This window comes from Streptomyces sp. NPDC060035, from assembly GCF_042736635.1.
GTDB lineage: Bacteria > Actinomycetota > Actinomycetes > Streptomycetales > Streptomycetaceae > Streptomyces.
In genome coordinates, this window is sequence record NZ_JBHWVO010000005.1 from 284,705 (window position 1) to 310,606 (window position 25,902).

The window sequence follows — 25,902 nt, forward strand, 5'->3', positions numbered from 1 at the left end:
GGGGGCCGGGCGCCCGGCAGGCAGACGCGCCCCGTACGGCGGGCCCGCCCCGTCACCCGGCAGACTGGGACCCATGGGTGATGCGCGAGCGGCTTCGGAGACGGCAGGAGACACCGGCGCACCGGTGATCCTCGGCAACGAGCCCGGTTCGTTCGCCCGGGGCGTGCTGGCCGAGCGTCATCCGGCGCTGATCCGACAGGTGCGCGAAGCCTTCCCGTACGGCCCTCGACAGCACGGGGCTCTCGATGCCCTGCTGAACGAGATCACCCACGGGGTCGTCGAACCGCTCGACGCCGCAGCCCCGGACCACGGAATCTGGCAGGCATGGGGGCGTGAGCACTTCGGACGGTCCTGGTTCGACGCCCCGTTCCTCTGGGCCGAGAGCTACTTCTACCGCAGGCTCCTCGCGGCCATCGAGTACTTCGACGAAGGGCCATGGCAAGGGGTCGACCCCTTCGCCCCCTTCAAGCGGGCCGAACTGAGCGGCAGCGCGGTCGACGACGAGCTCCGGTCCCTGGACCGGCTCGCCGACGCCCCGGCCGGAGAGCGGGCGTCCGCTCTGCTGCACGCCTCGCTGTGGGGCAACCGTGCCGATCTCGGTTTCCGGGTGGCGGCGGACGAACCGCTGGGAGATGCGGACCCGGGGCTGGTCGCCGACGACAGCGCCCTGCTGTGGTCGCTGCTTCCCGTGGGGGCCCCGTCGACCGTCGCGGTGGTGGCCGACAATGCCGGCCGGGAGCTGATCCCGGACCTGATCCTGATCGACCATCTGCTGGAGCAGGGCCACGCGGAGCGTGCCGTGCTGCACGTGAAGCCCTGTCCGTACTACGTCTCCGACGCGACGACCACCGATGTCATCGACTCCCTGCGCCGTCTCGTCCGGGCACCCGGTGCTGCGGGCGGGATCGGCCGGCGTCTCTGGGAGGCGATGGGTGCGGGGCGCCTGGAGGTACGTACGCACGTGTTCTTCTGCGCGCCACTGCCGTACGAGGAGATGCCCGAGGACCTGCGGAAGGAATTGGGCGGGGGTGCGCTCACGATCCTGAAGGGCGACCTCAACTACCGCCGTCTCGTGGGCGACCGGCTGTGGGACGCGACGACGCCCTTCGCGGACCGTACGGCGTACTTCCCCGGGTCCGTGGCCGCGCTGCGTACGTTGAAGTCCGACGTCGTCGTCGGGCTGGAGCCGCAGACACTGAGCGCGCTCGAGGCGTCCGGCGGGGCGTGGCGCACCAGTGGCACGCACGCCCTGATCCAAACGAAAGGCTCGGGAGCTACGGCTTCGCCACGAGGCGCGTGACGAGGTCGTGCCAGCCCTGCTCCAACTGCTCGATCGCGATGCCACGTTCGCGGGTCAGATGGTGGACGAGGGCGGTATCGATCGACCCGAGCAGGGTGTGGGCGAGCAGTTCCGTGTTGCCGTCCACGTTCAACTGGCGCAGCAGCATGGTGATATGGCTGAGGCGCAGGCGGTTTGCCGGGACGGTGTAGGCGCGCAGCGGATCGGTGCGGGAGGCCAGGATCAGCTCATGGTGATCGCGTTCGTGGCGCATGACCGCGGGGCCGAAGATGTGCAGCCGCTCCTCTGCGGGGGCGCCGGGGCCCATGGGTGGCGGTCCTGAGAGGAAGGCGGCCTGGAGCAGGCCCTCGCGATGGTCGAGGAGCGCGAGGAGGAGGCCGGTGCGGTCGCCGAAGCGCCGGAAGACGGTGCCCTTGCCCACGCCGGCGGCGTGGGCCACCGATTCCATGGTGAGGTTCGCGGCACCGCACCCGGTCAGCAGACGGGAGGCGGCGTCCAGCAGGCGTGTGCGATTGCGCGCCGCATCCGCCCGCAGCTGCTCCGTCGGCTCACCGGCCGGCGCGAGCGGGAGATGCGTCCGCGCCTCGCCGGGTTCGGGCGGCCCGGAGGGCGGAGGGGCGGGACAGGTCATGGCTTCAGCGTAACGCCAGAGAGGGAAAGTGGACCGCGGTCCGTTTCGGTGGTACAACTTTAAACGGACCGTGGTCCGCTTGCTCCGCAGTCTCCGTCTCCCAGGAGTTCCCCATGTCTGTACGCATCCTCGCCCTCGTCGGCAGCCTCCGCGCCGGCTCCCACAACCGCCAGCTCGCCGAGGCCGCCGTCAAGCACGCGCCCGCGGGTGCCGACGTCGAGCTGTTCGAGGGCCTGTCCGAGGTGCCCTTCTACAACGAGGACATCGACGTCGAGGGCAGCGTTCCGGCCGCCGCCGCCCGACTGCGTGAGGCAGCCGGCCAGGCCGACGCCTTCCTGCTGTTCTCGCCCGAGTACAACGGCACCATGCCGGCCGTGCTGAAGAACGCGATCGACTGGCTGTCGCGCCCGTACGGTGCGGGCGCCCTGACCGGCAAGCCGACCGCCGTGGTCGGCACCGCCTTCGGCCAGTTCGGCGGCGTCTGGGCCCAGGACGAGGCCCGCAAGGCAGTCGGCATTGCGGGCGGCGCCGTCCTCGAGGACGCCAAGCTGTCCATCCCCGGCTCCGTGACCCGCTTCGCCGAGACCCACCCGGCCGACGACGCCGAGGTCGTCACCTCGCTGACCGAGGTCATCCGCCAGGTGACCGAGCAGACCGCCACCGCGGCTGCCTGACGCAGCTCACCCGACGGCGGCGCGCCGAGGATGCCGCGCCGCCGCCCGGACGTGCACACCCACTTCGCCGCCCGCACCCGCGCTGGGCGGCGAGGCTGCGTCCGGCTCCGGAGGGCGCCCGTCGCGGCGCGGAAGGACGAGCCCGGGCTCGTCGCCCGACCTTGACGAGAAGGCCGGTGCCCCAGGAGGGCACCGGCCTTCTCGCTTGCGCTCGATGTCCCGGCGGGCACGGGAGTAGCAACGCCGACTCCACCAGGGGGCTACCCCGTGACTGCGGGAACTGTTGCCGCGAAGGAGTCCACGTGCTCCGCAGCCCAATGGGCGAACGTGCGGGCCGGGTGGCCGGTGACCTTCTCGACGGTGTCGACGACCGTACGGCCCACCTCCGGTGTGTTGCCGTACGCCTCGATCAGGAAGCCGATGACCCCCTCCGGGTGGCCCGCCGCCCGCCATCGCGTGACGGCCTCCTCCTCGGTCAGCTCGACCAGGGCGATCCCGCTGCCGCGGGCGGCAGCGATCGTCGCTACCTTGTCGCCGACGGTCAGCAGTTCGGGGCCGGTGATCACGTACTCCTGACCTCCGTGGCCCTCCTCCGTGAGAGCGACCGCGGCGACAGCGCCGATGTCGCCCTCGTGGACCACGGCGCTGAGCCGGGAGACGAACGGCTCGTGAACTTCGCCCGAGTCCGCGATCCCGTCCGCCCACTCCAGGGAGTTGGCCATGAACTCGACCGGCATGAGCACGGTCCAGTCCACACCGTCGTCGGCACGCACGGCGTCCTCCAGCAGGGACGCCCCGCCGCCGTGCAGCACGGTGACCCGGCGTACACCGGCTGCGCGCGCCAGCTCCAGGATCCGCGGGCCGGTCTCGAGCGGAACGAAGTAGGCGCCGAAGGTGATCAGATGGAGGCCGGTGACGCCCTCCAGGGCCGGGATCAGGCTGTCGGGTTCGGTCAGGTCGCCCTGGACGACCTCGACACCGACCGGGAAGGTGGCTTTCGACGCATCCCGGGTGAGTGCGCGGACCGCGTGGCCGCGGGCGATCAGTTCGGCGACGACCTGGCGTCCGACGGTTCCGGTGGCACCGGCGACAAGAATCTTCTGCGTCTGCGTCATGGCACGACCGTAGGAGGCCATTAGGCCAGGTTCTGTCCGCAAGCCTCGGGACTACCGGACCCTGTTGGCGCAGCGGCACCCGCAAGGCGCCTTTGACGACGGCGACGGCCCCTGGCACGCGGAGCGGGCGCGTCCGGGCGGCACCGGTCCCGCGCCGGGTTGTGGCACGTCCGTAGCCACAGAACGAACTCGCGTACGTCCACGGGCTTCCCACGGCTCCATCCGACGTCCACTTCGGCGAGGAACCGGAGCCCACGGGACAGGAGGGTGAGACGAATCTGCCGGTCTCACGACGACGCCTCTCGCCGGCAGGCGAATCCCCGTGGCGAGAGCGCCGTCATGTGTGGTGCCTACGAAACGTTCCACAGTTCGGTGAGCAGCGCCCGGACGAGTGGGTTCGTGCTCGTAGGACGTGCGCAGAAGCGGTCCTTGAACGTCGCTGCGAGGTTCTTCGCCTCCGTGCGGATCGACGCGGAGTCGTAGCGGCCGTACTTGTAGACCCACATGAGGTAGAGGGCGGAGCGCGTATAGCCGCTGCCGGGCTCGAACTGCGCGTCCATGCCGTTCGGAATGCCGGGGGCACCTGTCCACGCGGTGGCGCACGAGGTATGACTGGGATCGCCCGGCTCGTTGTGGCGGCACTCGTGAGTGAACAGGTACAGCGAGTGGACGTACGGGGTGACCACAGTCGGCTGCGACGGGTTGTTCGACCACAACGAGAACGTCCGGTTGAGGTTCACCACGCCGCCGCCTGCCATGTTGACCGCGGTACCCAGGGAGACACGGATCGTGTGGGTGTTCAGCCGCACGTGTTCGTAGACGGTCTGGGCAGACCCGAAGGGGAGCGGTTGGAGGAAACGCTGATGCCGGAGCGCGTCGAGCTTGCAGATGGTGGCGGTTCGCGACGGGTTCGGGGAGGTCTGGTTGAACGGATAGCCGGGGTAGGAGGACCACTGCTGGGTCGGATCACCAGCTGCGCCGTTCACCCATTCGAACGAGAAGTGGCTGAGCACGCGATCGATTTCTGCCTGCGACGGTGGGGACTGGTACAGCGCCCACAGATCAGCGAATACGCGGACACTGACGCTCCGCTTCAAGCGCTCCTTCGTAGCGGTGATCACATGCGTTCCGGTCGACAGCTTGACGGTTGGCGCGCCCGTGCCGAGCAGGCCGTCACGACTCGACTGCCACGTGATGCCGTCGCTGTTCCAGGACGGCCCGGTCACGCTGAGGATATTCGCATCGAGCAAAGTGTCCTCGCCGCTGATGAAACGCTCTCCTGCGAGGGGACTCTTGATGTTCATGGACCCGCCGAACCACGGGGACGTGCTGATCGCGGCGTGGTTGAATCTGTAACCGAGGCCCATCCGGTCGACAACGCTGCCGTTGAGCGCGAGTGTCCACAGCCGGGAGAAGCCGTCGGTTTGATTTGCCACGAAGTAGAAGAAGCCTTCCGACGGCGAGTGGCACAGACCGCCGAGCACGCGCAGGCCGGCACCGAAGAGCCGGGTCACGGTCCCGTTCAGCTTGATGGAGTAGAACCAGGTGAAGTTGTCGTGCGTGATCAATGCGTAGAAGGTGTCGCTTCCCTGAACGTAGGTCAGGCCGCTGACCACGCCCACGGCGAGCGGGAACATCAGGGTGGTCTGGCCGCCCATGGTGACCCGATGGAGTCTGGCGGTTCCGTCGGAGTCGTTCGAGACCGCGTAGAAGCGGTTCTCCGGGCCGCGGTAGGCGATCCCGCCGTTCAGCTTCGGGCCGACCGCGGCTACGGTCTGGAGACTTCCGGCTGTGCTCAGGCTGCAGAGGAGCGGGCCTTCCGGATTGGTCGGTGCAACGGTGTAGTAGAGCCGCGTTGTCGGGTTGTAAGTCAGCCCCGCCAGTACCTTCGTCGTCCCGATGGACTGTTGGATCACAGTGCCCTGGATGTCGATAGTGGTCCATGCGGGATCGGTGCCTGGATGCCGAGGACCGATCGCGTAAAGGTCGATCATGTGAACCACCAAAGATTATCGAGGCCAGACTTTTCGATTACTTGCAAGATCGTCGTACAGGCGAAATTGCTCGGGGACGCGATGAGGCTGTCATGGGCGGCGGTGCGGGCGCGTGAGGCGCGCACGGTGCTCGGGGGATGCAGGCAGCCAGGAAGTGGAACTCGACCCGCTCGGCGTACGCGTCCAGCCAGATCCAGCCGCTGTCGCACGGCCTTGCTGCGGGGAGCCGGATGGCGCTCGACAGCGCGATCGACCTGATGCGCACCGATCGGCCCCGCTTCGACAGCGCGCGAAGAATGGGAGCTGCCACTCGTTGCGTGAACGGCAGAACGGCGTCGCGTGTGAAGGTAACTGGTGAGGCACGCGGAATCCTTGGAAAGGGCGAGCTCGCCACGTCGCGAGAACTGTCCGTCATTCAAAAATGCCGTGACCCAGGGGCAAAGCAATGAGCGTTCAGCTTGAGAGTGGATGCCTTAGCCTGTGATTTCGAGCCTCTCTCGTCCGTCAATGCTTCCGCCGCGTCCCACACAATAGACAGTGCTCATTCGGGCGTAATCGATCAGATAATCTAGCGTTTCTCGGTGCTGCTCAACTGAAGGCACGAGCCGCTCTCCCCGCTGTTCCAGCTGTTAATCCTTGCTGAGGCGAGAGGGGTGAGTCGCCTCCCTCTCGCCTCGGCGGGAAAATGGGCCAGCCATCTCCCTATGTCATCGTCACAGATTTCTGGCTATGGGATGAAGGAAGGGTTGATGCCCAGCTTTTCGACATCTGCGCGTACGTGTTTCACGTACTCGTAAATTGCCTGAGATAGAGCAGCCCAGGGCAGGCTGCTGCTCCAGACCTCGGGGTCGTAGGCTGACCCCAGGCGCCATCCGCCCTCACGCTGCTGGATGCGAATTGCACCAAGCTCCGCAAAGGACATGGAGTCCCATTCGAAGTCCCGATCAGGGGCTGGATTTCCCGAGGTGGCCCACTCCGTGAGGTCGCGGGCAAGCTCGGTGACAGGGAATCTCCCCTCGGAGAAAACAATCCTTCCGTCATCGGCGATAGTGATATCGGCCTCGATGTTGATGAGGAATTCTTCCAGCCTCGTGCCGTGCAGCTCATCCGTTGTGATGTTCGTGTAGGTGAATTCCATGTCGCCCTCTCAGCCGCTCACGGGGTTTTGACCGGGAAGCAACTGAACACTTTGCCGTCATTGCCAACGATGATGCGGATACCGGTCTGGCCCTATAGTCGCGAAGAGGAGCAGCCTCCGCTCGGCTTGCGCACGGCCTCCCATTCGCCTGCTGGGAGACGATAGAAGCCCCCGATCTCGCCGGGGTCTCTCGTCTGTGCGCACTCGGCAGGGTGCTGAAATCAACTATTGGTGTCGGGCGCCAATTCGGTCGACCGCTGGAACGGGGCACCTGACCTGCGGTGCGGGAGATCCACGATGCGGACAGTGTAAAGCCTGCGCGCTTGTAGAAGCGGTGCAAGCCCCTGGTTGTCCTTCCACGCATCCAAGGGCTGTCCCGTAATCCCTGGTGGATCAGCGCACGGCGTCGGATGCGGTGCATCGCAAGGCGAAGGGACGTCCGCATACTGGATGTATTCGGGCGTTCCGACAACGCGGGCGAGGTGTCGTAGCTGTCGTCGTGCGCCCGCCAGGGATTACGGGACAGCCCTTGGCCGCAACCACGGCTTGCCCTGCGCTGCCCTGCGCCGCGGCTCGCTCCGACGCCCAATCCAGTGGCGCACTGCCGACGCTTCCGCCTGGCGCGAGGAAGGAACGCTTCGGGCCGTGCGGACGCGTGCTGGCTGCCGATTGCACGGGGCCTCACTCCGCATGGGCTCAGGCACCCTCACAAGACGGTCATGGAGGAGTTGGGGGTCCCGCCCAAGCTCATGGATGAGCGCATGGGGCACGAGGACGGCTCGGTGCGGGCTCGCTACTCGCACATCACCGCGCGGATGCGAAATCGGCTCATGGACGAGCTGACTGAACAGTGGGAGGAATCGTTGGGCGCACGGGTGGCAGTGCATCCGCGATCTCCGGTGCGTGCGCTCGATGCCTTGATGCGAGCGCGTCAGGGGTGACGACTGGGGAGTGAATTTCCTTGATTCACTCCCCGGAGCCCCCGAAACGCAAATAAGGACCGGTCTTCCGTGAAGGAAGACCGGTCCTGACCTGGTGTTTCAGCTGTCGGGGTGGCGGGATTTGAACCCACGACCTCTTCGTCCCGAACGAAGCGCGCTGCCAAGCTGCGCTACACCCCGATGCCCACCGGTTGCCCGGCGACATCGATTACTTTAGCCCACCTGTGCCCGGAGGCGAAATCCGGTTTTGTCTCGGCCGACAGGAGCGCCCGCGAACGCCGGTCACCCTCAGTCGCGGGGCGTCAGCGTCAGCAGGGTCGCCTCCGGCGGGCAGGCGAAGCGGACCGGGGTGTAGCGGTTGGTGCCGCAGCCGGCCGATACGTGGAGGTAGGCGCGCTTGTCGCCGACCGTATGCCTCGAGAGGCCCTTCACCCGGTCGGTGTCCAGGTCGCAATTGGTGACGAGGGCGCCGTAGAAGGGGATGCAGAGCTGGCCCCCATGGGTGTGCCCCGCGAGGATCAGGGGGTAGCCGTCCGCGGTGAAGGCGTCCAGGGAGCGCAGGTAGGGGGCATGGACCACCCCGATCGAGAGGTCGGCGCCCGTTTCGGGGCCGCCGGCGACGTCGGCGTAGCGGTCCCGCTTGATGTGGGGGTCGTCCAGGCCGGTGAACGCGATCTCGAGTCCGTCCAGCTTGAGGTGTCCGCGGGTGTTGGACAGGTCGAGCCAGCCCGCGGCGTCGAAGGCGTCCCGCATCGGCTCCCACGGGTTGTGGACGACGCCGACCGCCGGCGCGTTTCCGTTGAGGCCGTGCTTGCCCTGCATCTTCTCCAGGAGATAGAGGGCCGGGTTACGGAGCTTGGGGCCGTAGTAGTCGTTCGAGCCGAAGACGTACACCCCGGGGAACTCCATCAGCGGACCGAGAGCGTCGAGCACCTCGGGTACCGCCTCCGGATCGGAGAGGTTGTCGCCGGTGTTCACAACGAAGTCGGGGCGCAGACCTGCCAGCGACTGCAGCCAGGCCCGCTTCTTGCGCTGGCCGCTCACCATGTGGATGTCGGAGACCTGGAGTATGCGCAACGGGCGTGCTCCTTGCGGGAGTACGGGGATCGCGATCCGTCGCAGGCGGAACGAGCGGGCCTCGAATCCGGCGGCGTACACGAGGCCGGCGGCACCGACCGCTGCGCCGACTGCCGTGACTTTCAGGGGTACTCCGTAGCGTGCGCGCATGTGCCCATCGTCGCAGACACGGTGCGCCGAGAGGAAAACCGGCGGGCGCCCGGCGCCCGGTACCTGTCACAATCGCCGCATGACCACGCTCAAGTCCAAGCTCAAGGAAGACCTCACCACGGCCATGAAGGCGCGTGACGAGCTCACCTCGTCCACCCTCCGGCTCACCCTCACCGCGATCACCAAGGAAGAGGTCAGCGGCAAGACGGCGCGCGAGCTCTCCGACGACGAGGTGCAGAAGGTGATCGCCAAAGAGGCGAAGAAGCGCCGCGAGGCGGCCGAGGCCTTCGCGCAGGGCGGCCGGAGCGAGCAGGCCGAGCGGGAGAAGGCGGAGGGCGAGCTGCTCGACGCGTACCTTCCCAAGCAGCTCACGGACGAGGAGCTGACGGGCATCGTCGCCGCCGCGGTCGAGGAGGCGAAGGCTGCCGGAGCCGAGGGGCCGCGAGCGATGGGTGCCGTCATGAAGATCGTGAACCCGAAGGTGGCGGGGCTCGCCGAGGGCGGCCGGGTGGCGGCCACGGTGAAGAAGCTCCTCGCGGGCTGAGAGGCCGACGAGGCTCAGGACGTAACGAAGGAGGGCGCTCCCCGGTGCGGGGAGCGCCCTCCTTCATGCCTGCCCCGGACGATCAGGGACCGTTGCCTCCGCCGCGCGTGCCACCGTCGTTCCCGCCGATGATGCCCGGCGGGAAGGTGATGCCGCCGAGCGGGTCGTCGGTCCCCGGCTTCTCGTCGATGTCCTCGCGGTCCCGGCCCTTGTTCTTGCCCTTGTCCTTGTCTTCCTTCGGCTTGGCACGCGGCACCGAGATCGGGTTGAAGGACGGCGTCTCCGACGCGCTCAGCGCGCCGGTCATCGCGATCTTCCAGATGGGTCCCGGCAGACAGCCACCGCAGACCTTGTCGTAGTACTGACCACCGATGGTGATGTTGAACATCTTGGTGGTCTTCTCGCCGATGTCGTCGCCGACCCACACCGCCGTCGAGAGGTTCGGGGTGTAGCCGACGAACCAGGCGTCCAGACGGTCGTTGGTCGTACCCGTCTTGCCGGCGTTGTCACGGTCGGTGAGACCGGCCAGCGTGCCGGTGCCGTCCTCGACCACGCCCTTGAGCATCTGGCTGATCGTGTCCGCCGTCGGCTCACTCATCGCCCGGGAGCACTCGGACTTCGGTACGTCGATCTTCTTGCCGTCGGGGTCGATGATCGCCTCGATGGCGATCGGCGAGCAGTACGTGCCCCGGTTGGCGAACGTGGCGTACACGGAAGCCATGGACAGCGGGGTGCTCACCTCGCTCCCGAGGGTGATCGAGGTGTGCTCCTCGATCTCCTTGCCGTCGCCCCGCTCGTAGCCGACCTTCTTCGCCATCTCGACCGTCTCGCACAGGCCGGCCTTCTGCTCCAGCAGGGCGAAGTAGGTGTTGATGGACTTGCCGAGCGCACCCGTCATGTCCCAGGAGCCCTTCTCGGACTCCATCTCGTTCTGCAGGTCCCAGTTGCCACCACCGGCGGGGGAACCCGCGCAGTTGCGGTACGAGTTCTGCGGAACCGAGAGCTTCCAGCCGGTGGAGAAGCTCTGAGCGGGGCTGATGCCCTTCTCCAGGGCCGCGGCGGCCGTGATCGGCTTGAAGGTCGAACCGACCTGGAAGCCGTAGGTGCTGCCGCCCATCTTGTTGCTGACGCCGAGGTTGAGCATCGTCTGGTGCTTCTTCTGGTCCAGGCCGTACGGGCGCGACTGGGCCATCGAGAGGATCTTGCCGCTGCCGGGCTGGACCTGCACCACCGAGGCGGCGACCTTGTCGTCCTTGTTCACCTTCGAGGTCGCTGCCTCGTTGGCGGCCCGCTGCGCCTTCGGGTCGAGCGTGGTCTTGACCGTCAGACCGCCCAGGTTCCAGAGCTTGGCCCGCTCCTCGCCGGTCTTCCCGAAAGCCGGGTCGTTGAGGACGATCTGGCGCACGTAGTTGCAGAAGAAACCGGAGCCGCTGACAGCCGTGATGCAGCCGTTCTTCGGCTCGCTGACCTTCAGCTTGATCGGGTTGGCGATGGCCTTCGCGGCCTCGTCCTGCGAGATGTCCCCGACGGCCGCCATGCGCTGCAGCACGATGTTGCGACGCTTGGTCGCTTCCTCGGTGTCGTTGACCGGGTCGTAGCGGGTCGGCGACTGGACGAGGCCGGCGAGCAGCGCGGCCTCCTCCACCTTCAGGTCCTTCGCGTGCTTGGAGAAGTACCGCTGGGAGGCGGCCTCGATGCCGTAGGCCTGCTGCCCGAAGAACGTGATGTTGAGGTAGTTCTCCAGGATCTTCTTCTTGCCGAGCTCTTCCTCGACCTGGATCGCGTACTTCAGCTCACGGACCTTGCGGCCCAGGGTCTGCTGGGTGGCCTGCGCGACCTTGTCCGGGTCGTCGCCCGCCTCCTCGACGAAGACGTTCTTCACGTACTGCTGGGTGAGGGTCGAGGCGCCCTGCGTGGCGCCACCGGCCTGCACGTTGCGGTTCATCGCACGCAGGATGCCCTTGAGGTCGACGGCCCCGTGCTCGTAGAAGCGCGAGTCCTCGATCGCGATGATCGCGTCCTGCATGTACGGCGAGATGTCCTTGAGCGGGACGACGGTCCGGTCGCGTGAGTAGTCGGTCGCGATGAGCCCGCCGTCGCTGTCCAGGATCGTGGTCCGCTGGCTCAGCGGCGGAGTCTTGAGGTTGGAAGGGATTTCGTCGAATCCCTCGACCGTCCCCTTGGCTGCGAGCCCCAGCGCTCCGGCGGCCGGCAGCGCGATGCCTGCCAGCACAGCTCCGGACAGCGCGGCGACACCGAGGAACTTGGCGGCCTGCTGGGTCGTGGTGAGACCCCCGCCTGAGCGCTTCTTTGGCATGGGGGCAGCCTACGTTCTCATTCGCCGGACACGCGTATAGGCCTTGGCCTAAGCTGCTCTCAACTGTCACAGCAGTCCGGTTTTGCATCAACCCCCGTGCACGGCCCAACGCAACTCGGCCACATGTCGAGGCGTTCCCGAATTCGTCTCATGTGTCACTGAATATCCGTTGCGACTTGGGTCTACTGTCCCTGTTTTTCCGGGATGGCCCTGTATGTCCTCACCTCACTCCTCTGGGTGATCTGCCGCGTACGCATAGTCCGTTCGGGCCATTCAAGATTGGGCCCGAAGGGGGTGTTGTGCTGTCGCTGCCTTCCGTAACGTCCTCAACTGGCAGCGGTGAATATGCCGCTGCCGCCGTGGGGGAGCCTCGATTCGGGAGAGGACGGCGCCGGCATGGGCTGGGTAACCGACTGGAGTGCGCAGGCAGCCTGCCGCACTACCGATCCGGATGAACTGTTCGTACAAGGGGCAGCGCAGAACAGGGCCAAGGCGGTGTGCACCGGTTGCCCGGTGCGGACCGAATGCCTGGCTGATGCGCTGGATAATCACGTCGAATTCGGCGTATGGGGCGGAATGACGGAGCGGGAGCGCCGCGCACTGCTGCGCCGACGGCCCACCGTCACGTCCTGGCGTCGTCTGCTGGAGACCGCACGCAGTGAGTACGAGCGGTCCACGGGCTTGTTGCCCGCAGCGGTCGGCCTGGAGGACGACGAACTGCACGAGACGTACGCAGCCGCGGGGTAGACCCGCGCGCGGGGCGGCCCCGTGAGGGGAGCCCGGCGGCGGTCCTACGCAGCTCCGGCCGGAGCAGAAGCGGAACCGGCCGCGAGCCGTTCCCCGATGGTCCGAAGGCCTGCGAGGTCGTGTACATCACCGGGCAACGCGGCCACCTCGGTCATCGGGACCTCGGGGTGGAGCGCGGTGAAGCGGTCGCGTGTGTGCTGCTCGCGCGCGACGACCTGCATCCGCTCGGCGTGCAGCCGCAGCAGACCTGCGGTCAGCTGCTCGACGGAAACGGTGTCGGCGATGGAGGCGTCGTCCTCCTCCGTGTGCTCGGGCGTCTTGGACCGGGCATGCGGCTTCGGGTCATGCGGCTGCTGCTTCTGGTCGTGCGGCTCGTGCGTCTTTTGGGCGTGCGGCGTGGGCTCGTTGCGCTCGGGGGAGAGCGGTGACTCGGAGGCTTCGGGAGAGGTGACGGCCGCCGAGCCCGCCGGGTCACAAAGGCCAGCCTTCCCGGCCGTCTGATCCACAATGCCGACGCCGTCAAGATTTTCTGCGGCGGCCAGCGCCCGCTCCGCGGAGAGCCGCGCGGCATCGCTGCCGTGCACCCGGTTGAGCACCAGGCCGGCCAGCGGCATCTCCTCCGCGGCCAGCCGTTCCACGAAGTACGCGGCCTCGCGCAGCGCGTCCCGCTCGGGCGTCGCCACCACGAGGAACGCGGTGCCCGGGGCCTGGAGCAGCTTGTACGTGGCATCGGCCCGGGTACGGAATCCGCCGAACATGGAGTCCATCGCCGCGACGAAGGTCTGTACGTCGCGGAGGAGCTGGCCGCCGAGCAGCTTGCCGAGTGTCCCCGTCATCATCGACATGCCGACATTGAGGAACTTCATCCCGGCCCGCCCGCCGATCTTCGCGGGGGCGATCAGAAGCCGGATGAATTTCCCGTCCAGGAACGAGCCGAGACGTTTCGGCGCGTCCAGGAAGTCCAGCGCGGAGCGGGACGGCGGGGTGTCGACGATGATCAGGTCCCACTCGTCGCGCGCCCGCAGCTGCCCGAGCTTCTCCATCGCCATGTACTCCTGCGTGCCCGCGAAACCGGCCGACAGGGACTGGTAGAAGGGGTTCTCCAGGATCGCGCGGGCCCGCTCGGCGTCCGTGTGCGCCTCGACGGTCTCGTCGAAGGTGCGCTTCATGTCGAGCATCATGGCGTGCAGCTCGCCGTCGCCGCCGATGTCCTCGACCCGGCGCGGGATGTTGTCGAGCTGGTCGATGCCCATGGACTGGGCGAGCCGGCGGGCCGGGTCGATGGTGAGGACGACGACCTTGCGGCCGCGCTCGGCCGCCCGTACACCGAGCGCCGCGGCGGTCGTCGTCTTGCCGACGCCACCCGATCCGCAGCACACGACGATCCGGATCCCCGGGTCGTCCAGGAGCGCGTCGGTGTCCAGCCCGGATGCGATGTCCGTGCCCAGCGTCATGAACCCACCCCTTGTCCGGAGCGCCGCGCGCCCCTTGCGGACCCCTGCCCCGCCGCGTCCGCCGTCTCGTCGCCCACACCCTGTTTACGGAACTCCGCCGCCAGCTCGTACAGCGCGGAAAGGCTCACGCCCTCGCCCATCAGGGGGAGCTCGGCGGTGGGCAGTCCCAGCCCGGCAAGCGCGGCGCGCTGCTCGCGCTCCAGGCCCACCCGCTGGGCGTGCTCGGCGGCCTGCTCCACCAGCGGTCGCACGAGCCCGGCGGAACCCGTCACGCCCGCCCTGGTCAGCGTCTTCGCGATCTCCTTGCGGCGGCCCCCCGACGCCGTACGCAGCGCGTCCTCGTCCAGCAGGTGGGGTCGCACCATGTTCACCACGACCCGCCCCACGGGCAGCTCGGCGGCCCGGAGTTCCGCGATGCCGTCAGCGGTTTCCTGGACCGGCATCTCCTCGAGGAGCGTCACCAGGTGGACCGCCGTCTCGGGAGACTTCAGGACCCGCATCACGGCCTGCGCCTGATTGTGTATCGGACCGATCCGCGCCAGCCCCGCCACCTCGTCGTTCACATTGAGGAAGCGGGTGATGCGGCCGGTGGGCGGCGCATCCATGATCACGTAGTCGTAGACGAACCGGCCCTGTTTGTCCTTGCGGCGCACGGCCTCACAGGCCTTGCCGGTCAGGAGGACGTCCCGGACGCCGGGGGCGACGGTGGTGGCGAAGTCGATCGCGCCGAGCTTCTTCAGCGCCCGGCCGGCACTGCCCAGTTTGTAGAACATCTGGAGGTAGTCGAGCAGCGCACGTTCGGCGTCGATCGCCAGCGCATGGACCTCCCCGCCACCGGGCGCCACGGCGATCTTGCGTTCTTCGTACGGAAGGGCTTCGGACTCGAAGAGCTGGGCGATGCCCTGTCTGCCCTCGACCTCGACGAGGAGAGTGCGCCTGCCCTCGGTCGCGAGGGCGAGCGCGAGTGCGGCGGCGACCGTGGTCTTACCGGTACCGCCCTTGCCGCTGACGACCTGGAACCTGCTCACGTCTTCGAGCCTAACCAGTCGGCAGGCAGGCTACGCACGAGACCACCTGTGCCAGGCATTACAGTCGGCTCATGACCAAGTGGGAATACGCGACCGTGCCCCTTCTCGTGCACGCGACCAAGCAGATTCTGGACACCTGGGGCGAGGACGGCTGGGAGCTGGTCCAGGTCGTTCCCGGCCCGAACAACCCCGAGCAGCTCGTGGCCTACCTGAAGCGGGAGAAGCCGTAGTGGCGGGCGCCGTCGAGGCGAAGCTCGCCGAGCTCGGCCTGACGCTCCCGGGCGTCGTCCCGCCGCTGGCCTCGTACCAGCCGGCCGTGCAGTCCGGGGTGTACGTGTACACCTCCGGCCAGCTGCCGATGGTGGACGGCAAGCTCGCAGTGACGGGCAAGGTCGGCGCCGAGGTGACGCCGGACGAGGCCAAGGAGCTGGCGAAGACCTGCGCGCTGAACGCCCTGGCGGCCGTGAAGTCGGTCGCCGGAGACCTGGACCGGATCGCCCGGGTCGTGAAGGTCGTGGGCTTCGTCGCCTCGGCCACCGACTTCACCGGGCAGCCGGGCGTGGTCAACGGCGCGAGCGAGCTGCTGGGCGCGGTCCTGGGCGACAAGGGCGTGCATGCGCGGAGCGCCGTGGGCGTCGCCGTACTGCCCCTGGACGCACCGGTGGAGATCGAGGTCCAGGTCGAGCTCGTCGGGGCCTGAGCCGTATGGTCGCCGTCCTGTCATCCCGCCCGGTCCCTGTGACCGGGCGGGATGACGTGTGTAAGGGGCAGCCACGGAGCCATGGAGCCCTCGAACATCGGCGCGGTTCCGGATAGCCTCCGGCCATGCCCAACGGTCAGTGGTACCCACCGGAATGGCCCGCCCGGATCAGGGCCCTCGCCAGCGGCGACCTCACAGCCGTGACCCCCAGGCGGGCGGCCACGGTGATGCTGCTGCGGGACGGCCGGTCCGAGACGGGTACCGCCGGTCCCGTCGTCCACATGCTGCGCAGGCGCACCTCCATGGCCTTTGCCGGGGGTGCGTACGCCTATCCGGGTGGCGGGGTCGACCCGCGCGACGACGACCACCTCGTGGGATGGGCGGGACCGTCCCTGGAGAGCTGGGCGGAAAGGCTGGGCGTGGAGACGGTCACCGAGGCGCAGGCCGTCGTCTGTGCGGCGGTCCGTGAGACGTACGAGGAGGCGGGCGTCCTGCTGGCCGGACCGACCGCCGACACCGTCGTGAGCGACACCACGGGCGCCGACTGGGAGGCCGACCGCGAGGCACTCGTCGCCCGTGAGCTGTCCTTCGCCGCCTTCCTCGACCGGCGGGGCCTGGTCCTTCGCTCCGACCTGCTGGGCGCATGGGCGCGCTGGATCACTCCGGCGTTCGAACCGCGCCGGTACGACACCTGGTTCTTCGTGGCCGCGCTCCCGGAGGGCCAGCGCACCCGGAACGCGTCCACCGAGGCCGACCGGACGGTGTGGATCCGTCCGGGCGAGGCCGCCGACCGCTACGACAAGGGCGAACTGCTGATGATGCCGCCGACCGTCGCCACGCTGCGGGCGCTGAGGCCGTACAGGACGGCCGCCGAGGCGCTGCAGGCTGCGGATTCCCAGGACCTGGCTCCTGTGCTCGCACAGGCCCGTACGGAGGGCGACGATGTGGTGCTGAGCTGGCCCGGGCACGAGGAGTTCACCAAACACATCCCGTCCGCGGGCGGGCATGCGGCGGACAGCGGTACGGGCACGGAGGACCGCGGCCGCGGACCGGGCGCGGACCGGACGGCGGACCGCGGAACGGACGGTGGGCCCGCATGAGCGACGCGGCAGCACTGCCCGGACAGCCCCGCGGCGGCGTCCTCTCCGGCCCCGCCACCACCCGTGCGGTCAACGTCCTCGCGCCCAACGCATCGGCGATGACTCTGGACGGCACCAACACCTGGATCGTCGCGGAGCCGGATTCCGATCTCGCGGTCGTCATCGACCCGGGTCCGCTCGACGAGGTACATCTGCGGGCCGTCATCGACACCGCGGAAAGGTCCGGGCGGCGCGTCGGCCTCACGCTGCTCACGCACGGCCATCCCGACCATGCCGAGGGCGCGGCACGCTTCGCCGAGCTCACCCGCACGAAGGTGCGCGCCCTGGACGCGGCGCTGCGCCTGGGCGACGAGGGGCTGACGGCGGGCGACGTGATCACCACCGGGGGGCTCGAACTCCGGGTCGTGCCCACCCCGGGGCACACCGCGGACTCGCTCTCCTTCCATTTGCCCGCCGACCGTGCGGTGCTGACGGGCGACACGATCCTCGGACGTGGCACGACGCTCGTCGCGCACCCGGACGGGCGGCTCGGCGACTACCTCGACACGCTGCGGAGACTGCGCTCGCTGACGGTCGACGACGGGGTGCACACGGTGCTCCCGGGACACGGTCCGGTGCTGGAGGACGCCCAGGGGGCGGTCGAGTTCTACCTCGCCCACCGGGCACACCGCCTGGCCCAGGTGGAGACGGCCGTGGAGGCCGGACACCGGACACCGGCGGAGGTGGTGGCGGCGGTGTACGCGGACGTGGACCGTTCCCTGTGGCCGGCTGCGGAGCTGTCGGTGCGGGCACAGATGGAGTACCTAAGTGAACACGGCCTGATCTAGAGGGTGTTCGTTCAGGTCGCATAGGTTGCGTGCATGCATCAGGACAAGCCGGCTCCCCTCAGCGAGATCCGCATCGCCGAAGAGCGGATTGTCTACGAGAACAGCTACGGGCGGCTCTACGACGACGAGGTGGTCTTCGAGCCGCAGGGCGTACCGGGTACCTATGTGCGCTGGCAGTGGCGGGCCCCTTACTCCGTCGCGGTGCTTCCCGTCATCGGCGGGCGCCATGCGCTCCTGGTCGAGGTCTACCGCCACTCCGCGCGCGCCGTGTCGCCCGAGGCGGTCATGGGGTTCGGGACCGCGGAGCTGGACCCCGAGGCGGTAGCCGGCAAGGAGCTGGCGGAGGAGCTCGGCCTTGTCGTGCCGGGGGAGCTGCAGCCGACGGGGGTGGTGCACCCGGACCCGGCGTTCGCGGCCCACCCCCACCACTGCTTCATCGCGTGGCTGGACGAGGTGGGCGGCGAGGTGAGCCCGGCTCCTGAGCTCTCCGAGGTGATCGTCGGGGTGCGTTCGGTCGACCTGCTCTCCGCCCGGCCGGACTTCCACGACCATGTACAGGACGCCGTGACCCTGGTGTTGCTGTACCAGGCCAGGGACCAGATCCTCGGGAGGGCCGAAGCGCGTGATCGACTCGGTGGGGCAGCTCTACGCGACGGAGGCCGACCCGGACGGCCGGCTGGCCCCTGACACAGGTGAACCGGAGAGCTCTTTACGGCAGTTGAGGGGCTACCTGATACGGCACGCGCTGTTCCGGGGCCCGTTACTCGTCGGCGACTCGCAGATCAACAACAACCCCCACCTCAGAGAGCTGCTCTGGCCCGGCAGGGAGCGGGTCTTCCCCGTCCGCCGCGATCTGTCCGTACTGCTCGAGGACGGGCATCTGACGCCGGTCGTGCGCCAGGGCCGCGCGTCCCTCACGGAGATCCACGCCTCCCAGCGGGAGCGCGGCGTCGAAGGCCTGCCTCCTGCCGGATACGTGGAGTATCTCGACGCCAACCGGCATGATTTCGGGCATGGATACGATGTGGGGCTTCTCGCTCTCCAGTTCCGTACCCAGCTGCTGCTCCAGTTCTCGCCCGCCAACGTCCGCTGCGCGCTCGCGCCGCGCGAGCGCGCGCTCGTGACCGAGTGGATCAATGACCAAGAGGTGGTGTACTTCGACGGGCTGCGGGCGTGGGCGACCCGGAGCCGTGACGCAGGCGCGCTCAGTCAGGCCGACTGGGATGCGATCGATGACACGGCGGCGGTCTGCTACCGCTACAACGTGCCGCTGGCACTCGGCCTTGCGACGGACTATCCGCAGGCGCGAGACCTGCGCTGGGGGATGATCGACCTGCCGCTGGGCGGGGGACTCCCGAGGCAGAGGGAGAACGATCGCGATCACGTGTCCGAAGTCTTCGAACTCCCGTTCCTGGCCCTGAGCCTGGACCAGTGCGCGACGATCCCGGCCCGGCTGGTGACGCTCCTCAAGAGTGAGCCCGCGCACTACCGCCTTCGCAAGGCCGTGTCGGCGTACGAGGCGGGGAAGCCGGTGGACAGCGCCAGGCTGGCCGGGGAGTTCGAGGGCTTCATCCGTCTCGTCAGGGAGCTGCTGCTCGAGGAGGGGCAGGTCGAGGCGCCGGACGCCCGGAACACGCGGATGGTCCTGCGTGTCGAACGGGGTGCGGCGCTCGGCCGGTTCACGCTGCTGCCCACGCTCGACGGCCGCCGGTCCGCCGATGGCCAGGGCTACGGGAGTACGGCCTACGGGACGGCGTCGGCTGCCATGGCGTCGAGCGAGTCCCTGGGCGTCTCCCAGGGCTCGACGGCCGCCCGCCAGGCCCCGGCGGCTCAGCCCGGGGCTCGCTGAGGCGGGATCCGGGGCCCGTACAGCGCCCCCTGGCTCTCCTCGTCGAGCAGTTGCGCCAGGGGCACGCAGTGGACGCCCGGCGGCCCGGATGGGGCGGCGCGCACCAGCGCGGCCAGGGACGCGAGGGCCTCCGGATGCTCCGGCCCGAGCGTGCGCCGGAAGATGGAGGTCGCGCTCAGCAGGTGCTCGGCCGCCTCCCGGTGCCGTTCGTGTTCGGGCAGGAGGGCTCCGAGCACGCTGCGGGCGGCCGCCTCGTAAGGGTGGTGGTCGCCGAGGGCGGCCCGCCCGTGGGCGCAGTGGTGCACCACGATCTCGCACAGCGAGATCGCCTGGGTACGGGCCTGGAGCCGCACATGATCCGAATCGAGCAGCTCCTGGTCGCACAGGGAGAGCGCGGCGCCGAGCAGGCCCAGAGCGAGGGTGACCGGGTGGTGCTGCCGCTTCGCCCGGCTCCTCTCCCACAGCCCCAGCACCGTTTCGCGCTGCGCCCGCGCCTGCTTCCGGTCGCCCGCGCGCACCGCGAGGTGCGTGAGCTGCTCGGCGGTGGTCGCGCGCAGCAGTGCGGTGTACCGGTGACCACCGCCGAAGACCCTGTCGAAGTCTCTCCCCAGCGCCGCGTACTCATCCGGGCCGGGCGGCTCAGCACCCGGCAACACCGCTCTGACCCGCAGTAATTCGAGCTCCGCCCGGAGCCTGGCCGGATGCTGGGCCCCGAAGACGCCGCGTACCACGGGCAGCAGTCGGCCGAGTGTGTCGTACGCGGTGTAGGAATGCCCCCGCTCGGCCATCGAGCGGGCCCGGCCGAGCCTGGCGAGCAGCGGGTCCGGCCTGCTCTCGTCGCCCGGGGAGCCGAGCAGCACCGCCTCGTAGCCGAGCACGGCGCTCCGGTGGTTCCCGAGGTCCGCCTCCCGGTCGGCGAGCCGCCGCGCCGTGAGCAGGGTGAAGGGGTCGTCGGGGCCGAACTCCTCACGCGCCGCACGCAGCAGATCCGAGGTGAGCTGCCGCGCCTTGCGCAGCAGACCGGCCTCCGCCGCCCAGTACGCGGCCGCCTGGCGGGCGGCCCAGGAGCCGGGGCCTTCGGGGCAGTGCCGCGTGAGTTCGTCCGCCAGCTCCACGGCGCCCTCGGGGTCGTCGTTCCTGCCCGCCGCGCGCATCCGCTCCACGAGCTGGTGGGCGGCCGACCCGACATCGCCCCAGAACACGGTCGGCAGGACGCCGGGGAAGCCGTACGGCAGCCCCAGAGCGTCGCCCTCCCAGGTGGCGTCCTGGCTCTCCAGCCGCAGTTCGCTCCCGGGGCCCACCGCGGCCCAGCGCCGGAGCCACCACCTGTGATCGCCCCAGCCGGCGGGAAGCACGGTACCTGCCGCTTCGGCTGCGAGGACGCAGACGGCAACGAACGTTTCGAGGTGCCGGTCGCTCCCGGATCTGCCCGCGAGGAACCGGCTGAAGGTCGGCTTGGAGTAGGGCAGCAGCCCGGGGTGGGCAAGGGCGGCCTCCGCGGAGCCGTCGGCGAGTTGCTCGAAGCTGAGACGGCTCAGTTTTCTGAGCGCGCGGAGGTCTCGCAGGAGCGCGCTGTGCGAGTCGAACGGCGGAGGCGGCGCGGGCGGTCTGAGACGTCTCACTTCGTTCCCTCCCGGTTCAAATGATTAAGAAATGAAGGGAGTTGCGGTTTTAGTCGTACCAAGGAGGTGATGGCCCATGAGGGGAAATTGGGCAGAAGAGACCGGGCGGGTGCTGAGTGAGGGGCTGCGCAGCTGGCGCGCCACGGCGCGGCTGTGTCTGGTGGCGACGGTGGTCGTGGTGGATTCGTCGCTGATGGAGTGGCTGCTGGGGCTCTGAGCACGCACAGAAGGGCCCCCGATCCGGTTTCACCGGATCGGGGGCCCTTCGGAATGCGTTGACGTCGCCGGGTCAGCGCGAGCGCTTCGCCAGCCGCTCCACATCGAGCAGGATCACCGCGCGCGCCTCGAGCCGCAGCCAACCGCGCCCCGCGAAGTCCGCGAGCGCCTTGTTGACCGTCTCGCGGGAGGCGCCGACCAGCTGGGCCAGCTCTTCCTGGGTCAGGTCGTGGACGACGTGGATGCCCTCCTCCGACTGGACGCCGAAGCGGCGCGACAGGTCGAGGAGCGCACGGGCGACACGGCCCGGCACGTCGGAGAAGACCAGGTCGGACATCTGGTCGTTGGTCTTGCGCAGCCGGCGGGCGACGGCGCGCAGCAGTGCGGTGGCCACCTCCGGGCGCGCGTTCAGCCAGGGCTGGAGGTCGCCGTGGCCGAGGCCGAGCAGCTTGACCTCGGTGAGCGCGCTCGCCGTAGCGGTGCGCGGGCCCGGGTCGAAGAGCGACAGCTCTCCGATCAGCTCGCCGGGACCGAGGACGGCAAGCATGTTCTCGCGCCCGTCGGGGGAGGTGCGGTGGAGCTTCACCTTGCCCTCGGTGACCACATACAGGCGGTCACCCGGGTCGCCCTCATGGAACAGCGCGTCACCGCGTGCGAGGGTCACCTCACTCATCGAGGCGCGGAGCTCCGCGGCCTGCTCATCATCGAGCGCCGCGAAAAGCGGGGCGCGCCGCAGAACGTCGTCCACGAGTTCTCTCCTTGTCGGCCTGGTCAGGGAACCGTGGTCCCCATAATGCCGGACGGTAAAACAGTGCGATCAATCACAAACCAGTTTGACGCACGGGCGTGCCGGACCCTACGGCAGGGGGCCGATTGGGCGTGGATGCGCAGTGACCGGCGCGGATGTCGGCGGCTGGCTCTAGGCTGGCCGAGTGTCCGGAAAGCCGGTGAGAGCGCAGGCCAAGGGGGCTGATGGGGTGTCGGAGGACAAGAATTCCGCTGTGGGCGAACAGCCCGTACGGGGTCGGAGAAGTGCCACAAAACGCCCAGCGGGAGCGTCGTCGGACACCCAGGGGGCGTCGGCCGCGCAGGCTGACCGGACAGCCCGGGCCGGTCGCACGGCTCAGACACCCCGGGCAGCGAAGAAGACGGCGAAACCGGAATCGCATCTCGCGATGGTCCGCCGTGCCCGCAGGATCAACCGCGAGCTGGCCGAGCTCTATCCGTACGCCCATCCCGAGCTGGATTTCCGCAATCCTTTCGAGCTCCTGGTGGCCACGGTGCTCTCCGCCCAGACCACCGACCTGAGGGTCAACCAGACGACTCCCGCACTCTTCGCGGCCTATCCGACCCCGGAGGACATGGCTGCCGCCGTGCCCGAGGAGCTGGAGGAGATCATCCGGCCGACCGGTTTCTTCCGGGCCAAGTCGCGGTCCCTGATCGGCTTGTCGGCAGCCCTCCGGGACAGCTTCGGCGGTGAGGTCCCCGGCCGCCTCGCCGATCTCGTGAAGCTGCCCGGCGTCGGCCGCAAGACGGCCAACGTCGTCCTCGGCAATGCTTTTGGCGTACCGGGCATCACGGTCGACACCCACTTCGGCCGGCTGGTCCGTCGCTGGAAATGGACGGAGCAGGAGGACCCGGAGAAGGTCGAGGCGGAGATCGCAGTGATCTTCCCGAAGAGTGAGTGGACGATGCTCTCGCACCGCGTGGTCTTCCACGGCCGTCGCATCTGCCACTCCCGCAAGCCCGCCTGCGGCGCCTGTCCGATCGCCCCGCTCTGCCCCTCGTACGGTGAGGGCGAGACGGACCCCGAGAAGGCCAGGAAGCTCCTCAAGTACGAGATGGGCGGATATCCCGGCCAGCGCCTCAGCCCGCCCCCGGACTACCCGGGCAGGCCCGCGCCGCCCCTGGGAGCCGGGTGACAGCCACCGTTCACGGGCTGCCCCGGCCGTGTGCGGAACGAAATGGCCGACGACAGGCGTTGCAACGACGGGGGTGCCCATGACGCACGCACAGAGCACACGGGCCGCACGGAACGCGGCCACGACACAGGCGGCCACGACGCGGACGGACGCGTCGCAGACAGGTGCGCCCCATGACGGCGCGGTCACCGTCACCACCGACGGGCTGCCCGGCTGGCTCGACCCCGTTGCCCGCGCGGCGCAGAGCGTCCGGGCCCAGCAGCTCAGCCGGTTTCTGCCGCCCGCGAGCGGAGCCGGCCGGCAGTCGGCCGTCCTGATCCTCTTCGGCGAGGGTGAGCGCGGCCCCGAGCTGCTCCTGATGGAGCGCTCCGGTTCCCTGCGCTCCCATGCAGGCCAGCCGTCCTTCCCCGGGGGCTCCCTCGACCCGGAGGACGGCGATCAGGCGACCACCGGCCCGCTCAGGGCGGCGCTGCGGGAGGCCGAGGAGGAGACAGGCCTCGATCCCAGCGGTGTCCAGCTCTTCGGCGTCCTGCCCCGTCTCTACATCCCGGTGAGCAGCTTCGTGGTCACGCCCGTCCTCGGCTGGTGGCGGACGCCGAGCCCCGTGGGCGTGGTCGACCCGGCCGAGACCGCCCGTGTCTTCACCGTTCCCGTGGCGGATCTCACGGATCCGGCCAACCGGGCCACGGCCGTTCATCCGAGCGGCCACCGAGGTCCGGCATTTCTGGTCGAATCCGCACTGGTCTGGGGGTTCACAGCCGGTGTGATCGACCGGATTCTGCACTACGCGGGGTGGGAACGCCCCTGGGACCGGGCCAAGCAGGTGCCGCTCGACTGGCGCGCATGACAGGCTGACTTCCCTGCTGCGCTGTTCCGGGCCTGGCCCGGACCCCGTCGAACCGGACGGGCCAGGTGACGAATCTGCGAGGCTATAGACGGTGAACGTGCTGGACATCCTGCTGCTGGTCGCCGCCGTATGGTTCGCGGTCATCGGCTACCGCCAGGGTTTCGTCGTCGGCATCCTGTCCGTGATCGGCTTCCTGGGTGGCGGTCTCGCCGCCGTTTATCTGCTGCCGATCATCTGGAAGCAGGTGACCGAGGGGTCTCAGGTCTCCTCCACCGCCGCCATCGTCGCGGTCGTGATCGTGATCGTGTGCGCCTCCGTCGGACAGGCGTTCACCACCCATCTCGGCAACAAACTCCGCCGGTACATCACGTGGTCGCCCGCGCGCGCCCTGGACGCCACCGGTGGCTCCCTGGTGAACGTGGTGGCCATGCTGCTGGTCGCCTGGCTGATCGGTTCCCTGCTGGCGCAGGCGTCGATGCCGACAGTGAGCAAGGAGGTCCGCAGCTCCTCGGTCCTGCTCGGTGTCTCCCGGGTGCTGCCCGACAGCGCGTCCAACTGGTTCACCGACTTTTCGTCGGTCCTCGCGCAGAACGGCTTCCCGCAGGTCTTCAGTCCCTTCGCCAATGAGCCCATCACCGAGGTCAAGGCTCCGGACCCGGCGTTGGAGGGCAGCCCGGTAGCCGCCCGCGCCAAGAGGTCCATCGTCAAGGTCGTCGGCATGGCGCCGGGCTGCGGCAAGGTCCTGGAGGGCACCGGCTTCGTCTTCTCGAACCGCCGCGTGATGACCAACGCCCATGTGGTCGGCGGCGTGGACGAGCCGACCGTGCAGATCGGCGGTGAAGGCCGGCTGTACGACGCGAAGGTCGTTCTCTACGACTGGCAGCGTGACATCGCCGTACTGGACGTCCCGGACCTCGACGCGGAGCCGCTGCGCTTCACCGACACCCGGAGCGACGCGGAGAGCGGCGACGATGCCATCGTCGCCGGCTTCCCGGAGAACGGCGCCTACGACGTACGCTCCGCTCGCATCCGGGGCCGCATCGACGCCGATGGCCCGGACATCTACCACCGGGGCACCGTGCGGCGCGATGTGTACTCCCTGTTCGCCACCGTGCGGCAGGGCAACTCCGGCGGCCCGCTGCTCACTCCGGACGGCAAGGTGTACGGCGTGGTGTTCGCCAAGTCGCTCGACGACCCGGACACGGGCTACGCGCTGACGGCCGACGAGATCCGCGAGGACATCGAGCTCGGCAGGGCCGCCGCTCAACAGGTCGACAGTCAGGGCTGCGCGCTCTGACCGGGAGGCGGTGCGACGCCCGACGCGTGTGCGGGGCAGATGCGCCGGGTGTGCCGTCGTCAGGCACAGCCCGGCCGGCGCCTGCGCCGTAGTGCGTCGGACGGGTGCTGTGTGTCATCCACGGGGATGACGCAGCCGCGCCGAGACCCAGCGGGCCCGACGATGCAGAATGCGTGGAATGCCCAGCCGGAGATCATGGAAATCACTCACATCGTGCACCCGGCTCCGGGAGCCGCCCCCCTCATGAGTGCTCGGACCAGCAGGAGCGGTCGAGCGGCGGTTGCGTGCTGCGTCACTGAAGTCGCGCGTCCAGCCCATACCCCGACGTCTGCCCGTGACCCAAGGTCGGTAATCGCGTGGGAGTCAGCCAATTGGCTTATGCGGCAGGCAATTGGCTGTTCGTCGGACAACT

At 68.9% G+C, this 25,902-nt stretch carries 25 protein-coding genes, 1 tRNA gene and 1 pseudogene; 15 read left to right on the forward strand and 12 right to left on the reverse strand.

Annotated features, from left to right (window positions below; translation table 11 throughout):
* Nucleotides 1-73: 73 nt before the first annotated feature.
* Entirely contained in the window at nt 74-1,300 is a 1,227-nt protein-coding gene (locus ACFWBQ_RS10500) for a damage-control phosphatase ARMT1 family protein (RefSeq protein WP_385486248.1), read from the forward strand.
* Here ACFWBQ_RS10500 and ACFWBQ_RS10505 read toward each other — a convergent pair.
* A complete protein-coding gene (locus ACFWBQ_RS10505) occupies nt 1,275-1,931 on the reverse strand; it encodes a TetR/AcrR family transcriptional regulator (protein ID WP_385486250.1) in 657 nt (218 codons plus the stop codon). The two genes, ACFWBQ_RS10500 and ACFWBQ_RS10505, sit on opposite strands and share 26 nt — an antisense overlap.
* Before the next feature lie 113 nt (nt 1,932-2,044).
* Between ACFWBQ_RS10505 and ACFWBQ_RS10510 the strand changes: the two genes are divergently transcribed.
* Nucleotides 2,045-2,605, forward strand: coding sequence for an NAD(P)H-dependent oxidoreductase (locus ACFWBQ_RS10510; RefSeq protein ID WP_385486252.1), 561 nt, complete (start codon nt 2,045-2,047; stop codon nt 2,603-2,605).
* A gap of 260 nt (nt 2,606-2,865) precedes the next feature.
* Here ACFWBQ_RS10510 and ACFWBQ_RS10515 read toward each other — a convergent pair whose 3' ends face one another.
* From ACFWBQ_RS10515 to ACFWBQ_RS10525, 3 genes are all read right to left on the reverse strand, one after another.
* Nucleotides 2,866-3,720: an NAD(P)H-binding protein gene (locus ACFWBQ_RS10515; protein WP_385486254.1), complete on the reverse strand. Its 855-nt coding sequence runs from the start codon at nt 3,718-3,720 to the stop codon at nt 2,866-2,868.
* A gap of 350 nt (nt 3,721-4,070) precedes the next feature.
* A complete protein-coding gene (locus ACFWBQ_RS10520) occupies nt 4,071-5,714 on the reverse strand; it encodes a hypothetical protein (protein ID WP_385486256.1) in 1,644 nt (547 codons plus the stop codon).
* A gap of 727 nt (nt 5,715-6,441) precedes the next feature.
* Nucleotides 6,442-6,852, reverse strand: coding sequence for a hypothetical protein (locus ACFWBQ_RS10525; protein ID WP_385486258.1), 411 nt, complete (start codon nt 6,850-6,852; stop codon nt 6,442-6,444).
* A gap of 620 nt (nt 6,853-7,472) precedes the next feature.
* Between ACFWBQ_RS10525 and ACFWBQ_RS10530 the strand changes: the two are divergent.
* Nucleotides 7,473-7,793 (forward strand): annotated as a pseudogene (locus ACFWBQ_RS10530) (tyrosine-type recombinase/integrase); the annotation flags it as partial.
* A gap of 106 nt (nt 7,794-7,899) precedes the next feature.
* Here ACFWBQ_RS10530 and ACFWBQ_RS10535 read toward each other — a convergent pair.
* Nucleotides 7,900-7,973 (reverse strand) — tRNA-Pro (locus ACFWBQ_RS10535).
* 108 nt (nt 7,974-8,081) lie between these two features.
* Nucleotides 8,082-9,020, reverse strand: coding sequence for a metallophosphoesterase (locus ACFWBQ_RS10540; protein ID WP_385486260.1), 939 nt, complete (start codon nt 9,018-9,020; stop codon nt 8,082-8,084).
* Between the two features lie 79 nt (nt 9,021-9,099).
* Between ACFWBQ_RS10540 and ACFWBQ_RS10545 the strand changes: the two genes are divergently transcribed.
* Nucleotides 9,100-9,564, forward strand: coding sequence for a GatB/YqeY domain-containing protein (locus tag ACFWBQ_RS10545; protein ID WP_385486262.1), 465 nt, complete (start codon nt 9,100-9,102; stop codon nt 9,562-9,564).
* An 82-nt stretch (nt 9,565-9,646) separates the two neighbouring features.
* Here ACFWBQ_RS10545 and ACFWBQ_RS10550 read toward each other — a convergent pair whose 3' ends face one another.
* Nucleotides 9,647-11,881 carry a transglycosylase domain-containing protein gene (locus ACFWBQ_RS10550; protein ID WP_385486264.1) on the reverse strand — a complete coding sequence of 745 codons (2,235 nt, stop codon included), beginning with the start codon at nt 11,879-11,881 and terminating at the stop codon, nt 9,647-9,649.
* Between the two features lie 396 nt (nt 11,882-12,277).
* On the opposite strand from ACFWBQ_RS10550, the gene ACFWBQ_RS10555 reads away from it, so the two are divergent.
* Nucleotides 12,278-12,628 (forward strand): WhiB family transcriptional regulator, encoded by a 351-nt coding sequence (locus tag ACFWBQ_RS10555; RefSeq protein ID WP_385486266.1) that lies wholly within the window; start codon nt 12,278-12,280, stop codon nt 12,626-12,628.
* Between the two features lie 44 nt (nt 12,629-12,672).
* Here ACFWBQ_RS10555 and ACFWBQ_RS10560 read toward each other — a convergent pair whose 3' ends face one another.
* A complete protein-coding gene (locus ACFWBQ_RS10560; RefSeq protein ID WP_385486268.1) occupies nt 12,673-14,082 on the reverse strand; it encodes an ArsA family ATPase in 1,410 nt (469 codons plus the stop codon).
* Nucleotides 14,079-15,110 carry an ArsA family ATPase gene (locus ACFWBQ_RS10565; protein WP_385486270.1) on the reverse strand — a complete coding sequence of 344 codons (1,032 nt, stop codon included), beginning with the start codon at nt 15,108-15,110 and terminating at the stop codon, nt 14,079-14,081. Before ACFWBQ_RS10565 ends, ACFWBQ_RS10560 begins: the two co-directional genes overlap by 4 nt.
* 71 nt (nt 15,111-15,181) lie before the next feature.
* Here ACFWBQ_RS10565 and ACFWBQ_RS10570 point away from each other — a divergent pair, with 71 nt between their 5' ends.
* The 6 genes from ACFWBQ_RS10570 to ACFWBQ_RS10595 all read left to right on the forward strand — a co-directional run bounded on the left by ACFWBQ_RS10570 (nt 15,182) and on the right by ACFWBQ_RS10595 (nt 19,586).
* Nucleotides 15,182-15,340, forward strand: coding sequence for a DUF4177 domain-containing protein (locus ACFWBQ_RS10570; RefSeq protein ID WP_019992579.1), 159 nt, complete (start codon nt 15,182-15,184; stop codon nt 15,338-15,340).
* Nucleotides 15,340-15,810, forward strand: coding sequence for a RidA family protein (locus ACFWBQ_RS10575; RefSeq protein WP_385486272.1), 471 nt, complete (start codon nt 15,340-15,342; stop codon nt 15,808-15,810). The genes ACFWBQ_RS10570 and ACFWBQ_RS10575 overlap by 1 nt, the downstream gene beginning before the upstream one ends.
* A 125-nt stretch (nt 15,811-15,935) precedes the next feature.
* On the forward strand, nt 15,936-16,910 hold the full coding sequence (locus ACFWBQ_RS10580) for an NUDIX hydrolase (RefSeq protein ID WP_385486274.1): 975 nt from the start codon (nt 15,936-15,938) through the stop codon (nt 16,908-16,910).
* Nucleotides 16,907-17,737 (forward strand): MBL fold metallo-hydrolase, encoded by an 831-nt coding sequence (locus tag ACFWBQ_RS10585; RefSeq protein WP_385486276.1) that lies wholly within the window; start codon nt 16,907-16,909, stop codon nt 17,735-17,737. Before ACFWBQ_RS10580 ends, ACFWBQ_RS10585 begins: the two co-directional genes overlap by 4 nt.
* A gap of 33 nt (nt 17,738-17,770) precedes the next feature.
* Nucleotides 17,771-18,424 carry an NUDIX hydrolase gene (locus tag ACFWBQ_RS10590; protein ID WP_385486278.1) on the forward strand — a complete coding sequence of 218 codons (654 nt, stop codon included), beginning with the start codon at nt 17,771-17,773 and terminating at the stop codon, nt 18,422-18,424.
* The gene (locus tag ACFWBQ_RS10595; protein WP_385486280.1) at nt 18,360-19,586 is read left to right on the forward strand and encodes a hypothetical protein; all 1,227 of its coding nucleotides are present in this window, start codon (nt 18,360-18,362) and stop codon (nt 19,584-19,586) included. Before ACFWBQ_RS10590 ends, ACFWBQ_RS10595 begins: the two co-directional genes overlap by 65 nt.
* Here ACFWBQ_RS10595 and ACFWBQ_RS10600 read toward each other — a convergent pair.
* Complete coding sequence (locus ACFWBQ_RS10600; RefSeq protein ID WP_385486282.1) at nt 19,568-21,208, reverse strand: hypothetical protein; 1,641 nt, start codon at nt 21,206-21,208, stop codon at nt 19,568-19,570. The genes ACFWBQ_RS10595 and ACFWBQ_RS10600 overlap by 19 nt on opposite strands.
* Nucleotides 21,209-21,284: 76 nt before the next feature.
* Between ACFWBQ_RS10600 and ACFWBQ_RS10605 the strand changes: the two genes are divergently transcribed.
* Nucleotides 21,285-21,425 (forward strand): hypothetical protein, encoded by a 141-nt coding sequence (locus ACFWBQ_RS10605; protein WP_385486284.1) that lies wholly within the window; start codon nt 21,285-21,287, stop codon nt 21,423-21,425.
* 72 nt (nt 21,426-21,497) lie between these two features.
* Here the strand turns inward: ACFWBQ_RS10605 and ACFWBQ_RS10610 are convergent, their stop codons facing one another.
* Nucleotides 21,498-22,172 (reverse strand): Crp/Fnr family transcriptional regulator, encoded by a 675-nt coding sequence (locus ACFWBQ_RS10610; protein ID WP_031090867.1) that lies wholly within the window; start codon nt 22,170-22,172, stop codon nt 21,498-21,500.
* Between the two features lie 229 nt (nt 22,173-22,401).
* Here ACFWBQ_RS10610 and nth point away from each other — a divergent pair, with 229 nt between their 5' ends.
* The 3 genes from nth (at nt 22,402) to ACFWBQ_RS10625 (ending at nt 25,490) form a co-directional block, all read left to right on the forward strand.
* Nucleotides 22,402-23,346, forward strand: a complete 945-nt coding sequence (gene nth / locus ACFWBQ_RS10615; RefSeq protein WP_385486286.1) for an endonuclease III — start codon at nt 22,402-22,404, stop codon at nt 23,344-23,346.
* A gap of 79 nt (nt 23,347-23,425) precedes the next feature.
* The gene (locus tag ACFWBQ_RS10620; protein WP_385486288.1) at nt 23,426-24,193 is read left to right on the forward strand and encodes an NUDIX hydrolase; all 768 of its coding nucleotides are present in this window, start codon (nt 23,426-23,428) and stop codon (nt 24,191-24,193) included.
* Nucleotides 24,194-24,284: 91 nt separating this feature from the next.
* Nucleotides 24,285-25,490, forward strand: coding sequence for a MarP family serine protease (locus ACFWBQ_RS10625; protein ID WP_385486290.1), 1,206 nt, complete (start codon nt 24,285-24,287; stop codon nt 25,488-25,490).
* Nucleotides 25,491-25,604: 114 nt separating this feature from the next.
* Here the strand turns inward: ACFWBQ_RS10625 and ACFWBQ_RS10630 are convergent, their stop codons facing one another.
* Nucleotides 25,605-25,808 carry a hypothetical protein gene (locus ACFWBQ_RS10630; RefSeq protein WP_383182993.1) on the reverse strand — a complete coding sequence of 68 codons (204 nt, stop codon included), beginning with the start codon at nt 25,806-25,808 and terminating at the stop codon, nt 25,605-25,607.
* Nucleotides 25,809-25,902 lie beyond the last annotated feature (94 nt).

Bases quoted from the DNA above. Each gene is read 5' to 3' on its own strand.
- ACFWBQ_RS10500 (WP_385486248.1), top strand. From the start codon at position 74: ATGGGTGATGCGCGAGCGGCTTCGGAGACGGCAGGAGACACCGGCGCA.
- ACFWBQ_RS10505 (WP_385486250.1), bottom strand. From the start codon at position 1,931: ATGACCTGTCCCGCCCCTCCGCCCTCCGGGCCGCCCGAACCCGGCGAG.
- ACFWBQ_RS10510 (WP_385486252.1), top strand. From the start codon at position 2,045: ATGTCTGTACGCATCCTCGCCCTCGTCGGCAGCCTCCGCGCCGGCTCC.
- ACFWBQ_RS10515 (WP_385486254.1), bottom strand. From the start codon at position 3,720: ATGACGCAGACGCAGAAGATTCTTGTCGCCGGTGCCACCGGAACCGTC.
- ACFWBQ_RS10520 (WP_385486256.1), bottom strand. From the start codon at position 5,714: ATGATCGACCTTTACGCGATCGGTCCTCGGCATCCAGGCACCGATCCC.
- ACFWBQ_RS10525 (WP_385486258.1), bottom strand. From the start codon at position 6,852: ATGGAATTCACCTACACGAACATCACAACGGATGAGCTGCACGGCACG.
- ACFWBQ_RS10540 (WP_385486260.1), bottom strand. From the start codon at position 9,020: ATGCGCGCACGCTACGGAGTACCCCTGAAAGTCACGGCAGTCGGCGCA.
- ACFWBQ_RS10545 (WP_385486262.1), top strand. From the start codon at position 9,100: ATGACCACGCTCAAGTCCAAGCTCAAGGAAGACCTCACCACGGCCATG.
- ACFWBQ_RS10550 (WP_385486264.1), bottom strand. From the start codon at position 11,881: ATGCCAAAGAAGCGCTCAGGCGGGGGTCTCACCACGACCCAGCAGGCC.
- ACFWBQ_RS10555 (WP_385486266.1), top strand. From the start codon at position 12,278: ATGGGCTGGGTAACCGACTGGAGTGCGCAGGCAGCCTGCCGCACTACC.
- ACFWBQ_RS10560 (WP_385486268.1), bottom strand. From the start codon at position 14,082: ATGACGCTGGGCACGGACATCGCATCCGGGCTGGACACCGACGCGCTC.
- ACFWBQ_RS10570 (WP_019992579.1), top strand. From the start codon at position 15,182: ATGACCAAGTGGGAATACGCGACCGTGCCCCTTCTCGTGCACGCGACC.
- ACFWBQ_RS10580 (WP_385486274.1), top strand. From the start codon at position 15,936: ATGCCCAACGGTCAGTGGTACCCACCGGAATGGCCCGCCCGGATCAGG.
- ACFWBQ_RS10585 (WP_385486276.1), top strand. From the start codon at position 16,907: ATGAGCGACGCGGCAGCACTGCCCGGACAGCCCCGCGGCGGCGTCCTC.
- ACFWBQ_RS10590 (WP_385486278.1), top strand. From the start codon at position 17,771: ATGCATCAGGACAAGCCGGCTCCCCTCAGCGAGATCCGCATCGCCGAA.
- ACFWBQ_RS10605 (WP_385486284.1), top strand. From the start codon at position 21,285: ATGAGGGGAAATTGGGCAGAAGAGACCGGGCGGGTGCTGAGTGAGGGG.
- ACFWBQ_RS10620 (WP_385486288.1), top strand. From the start codon at position 23,426: ATGACGCACGCACAGAGCACACGGGCCGCACGGAACGCGGCCACGACA.
- ACFWBQ_RS10630 (WP_383182993.1), bottom strand. From the start codon at position 25,808: ATGGGCTGGACGCGCGACTTCAGTGACGCAGCACGCAACCGCCGCTCG.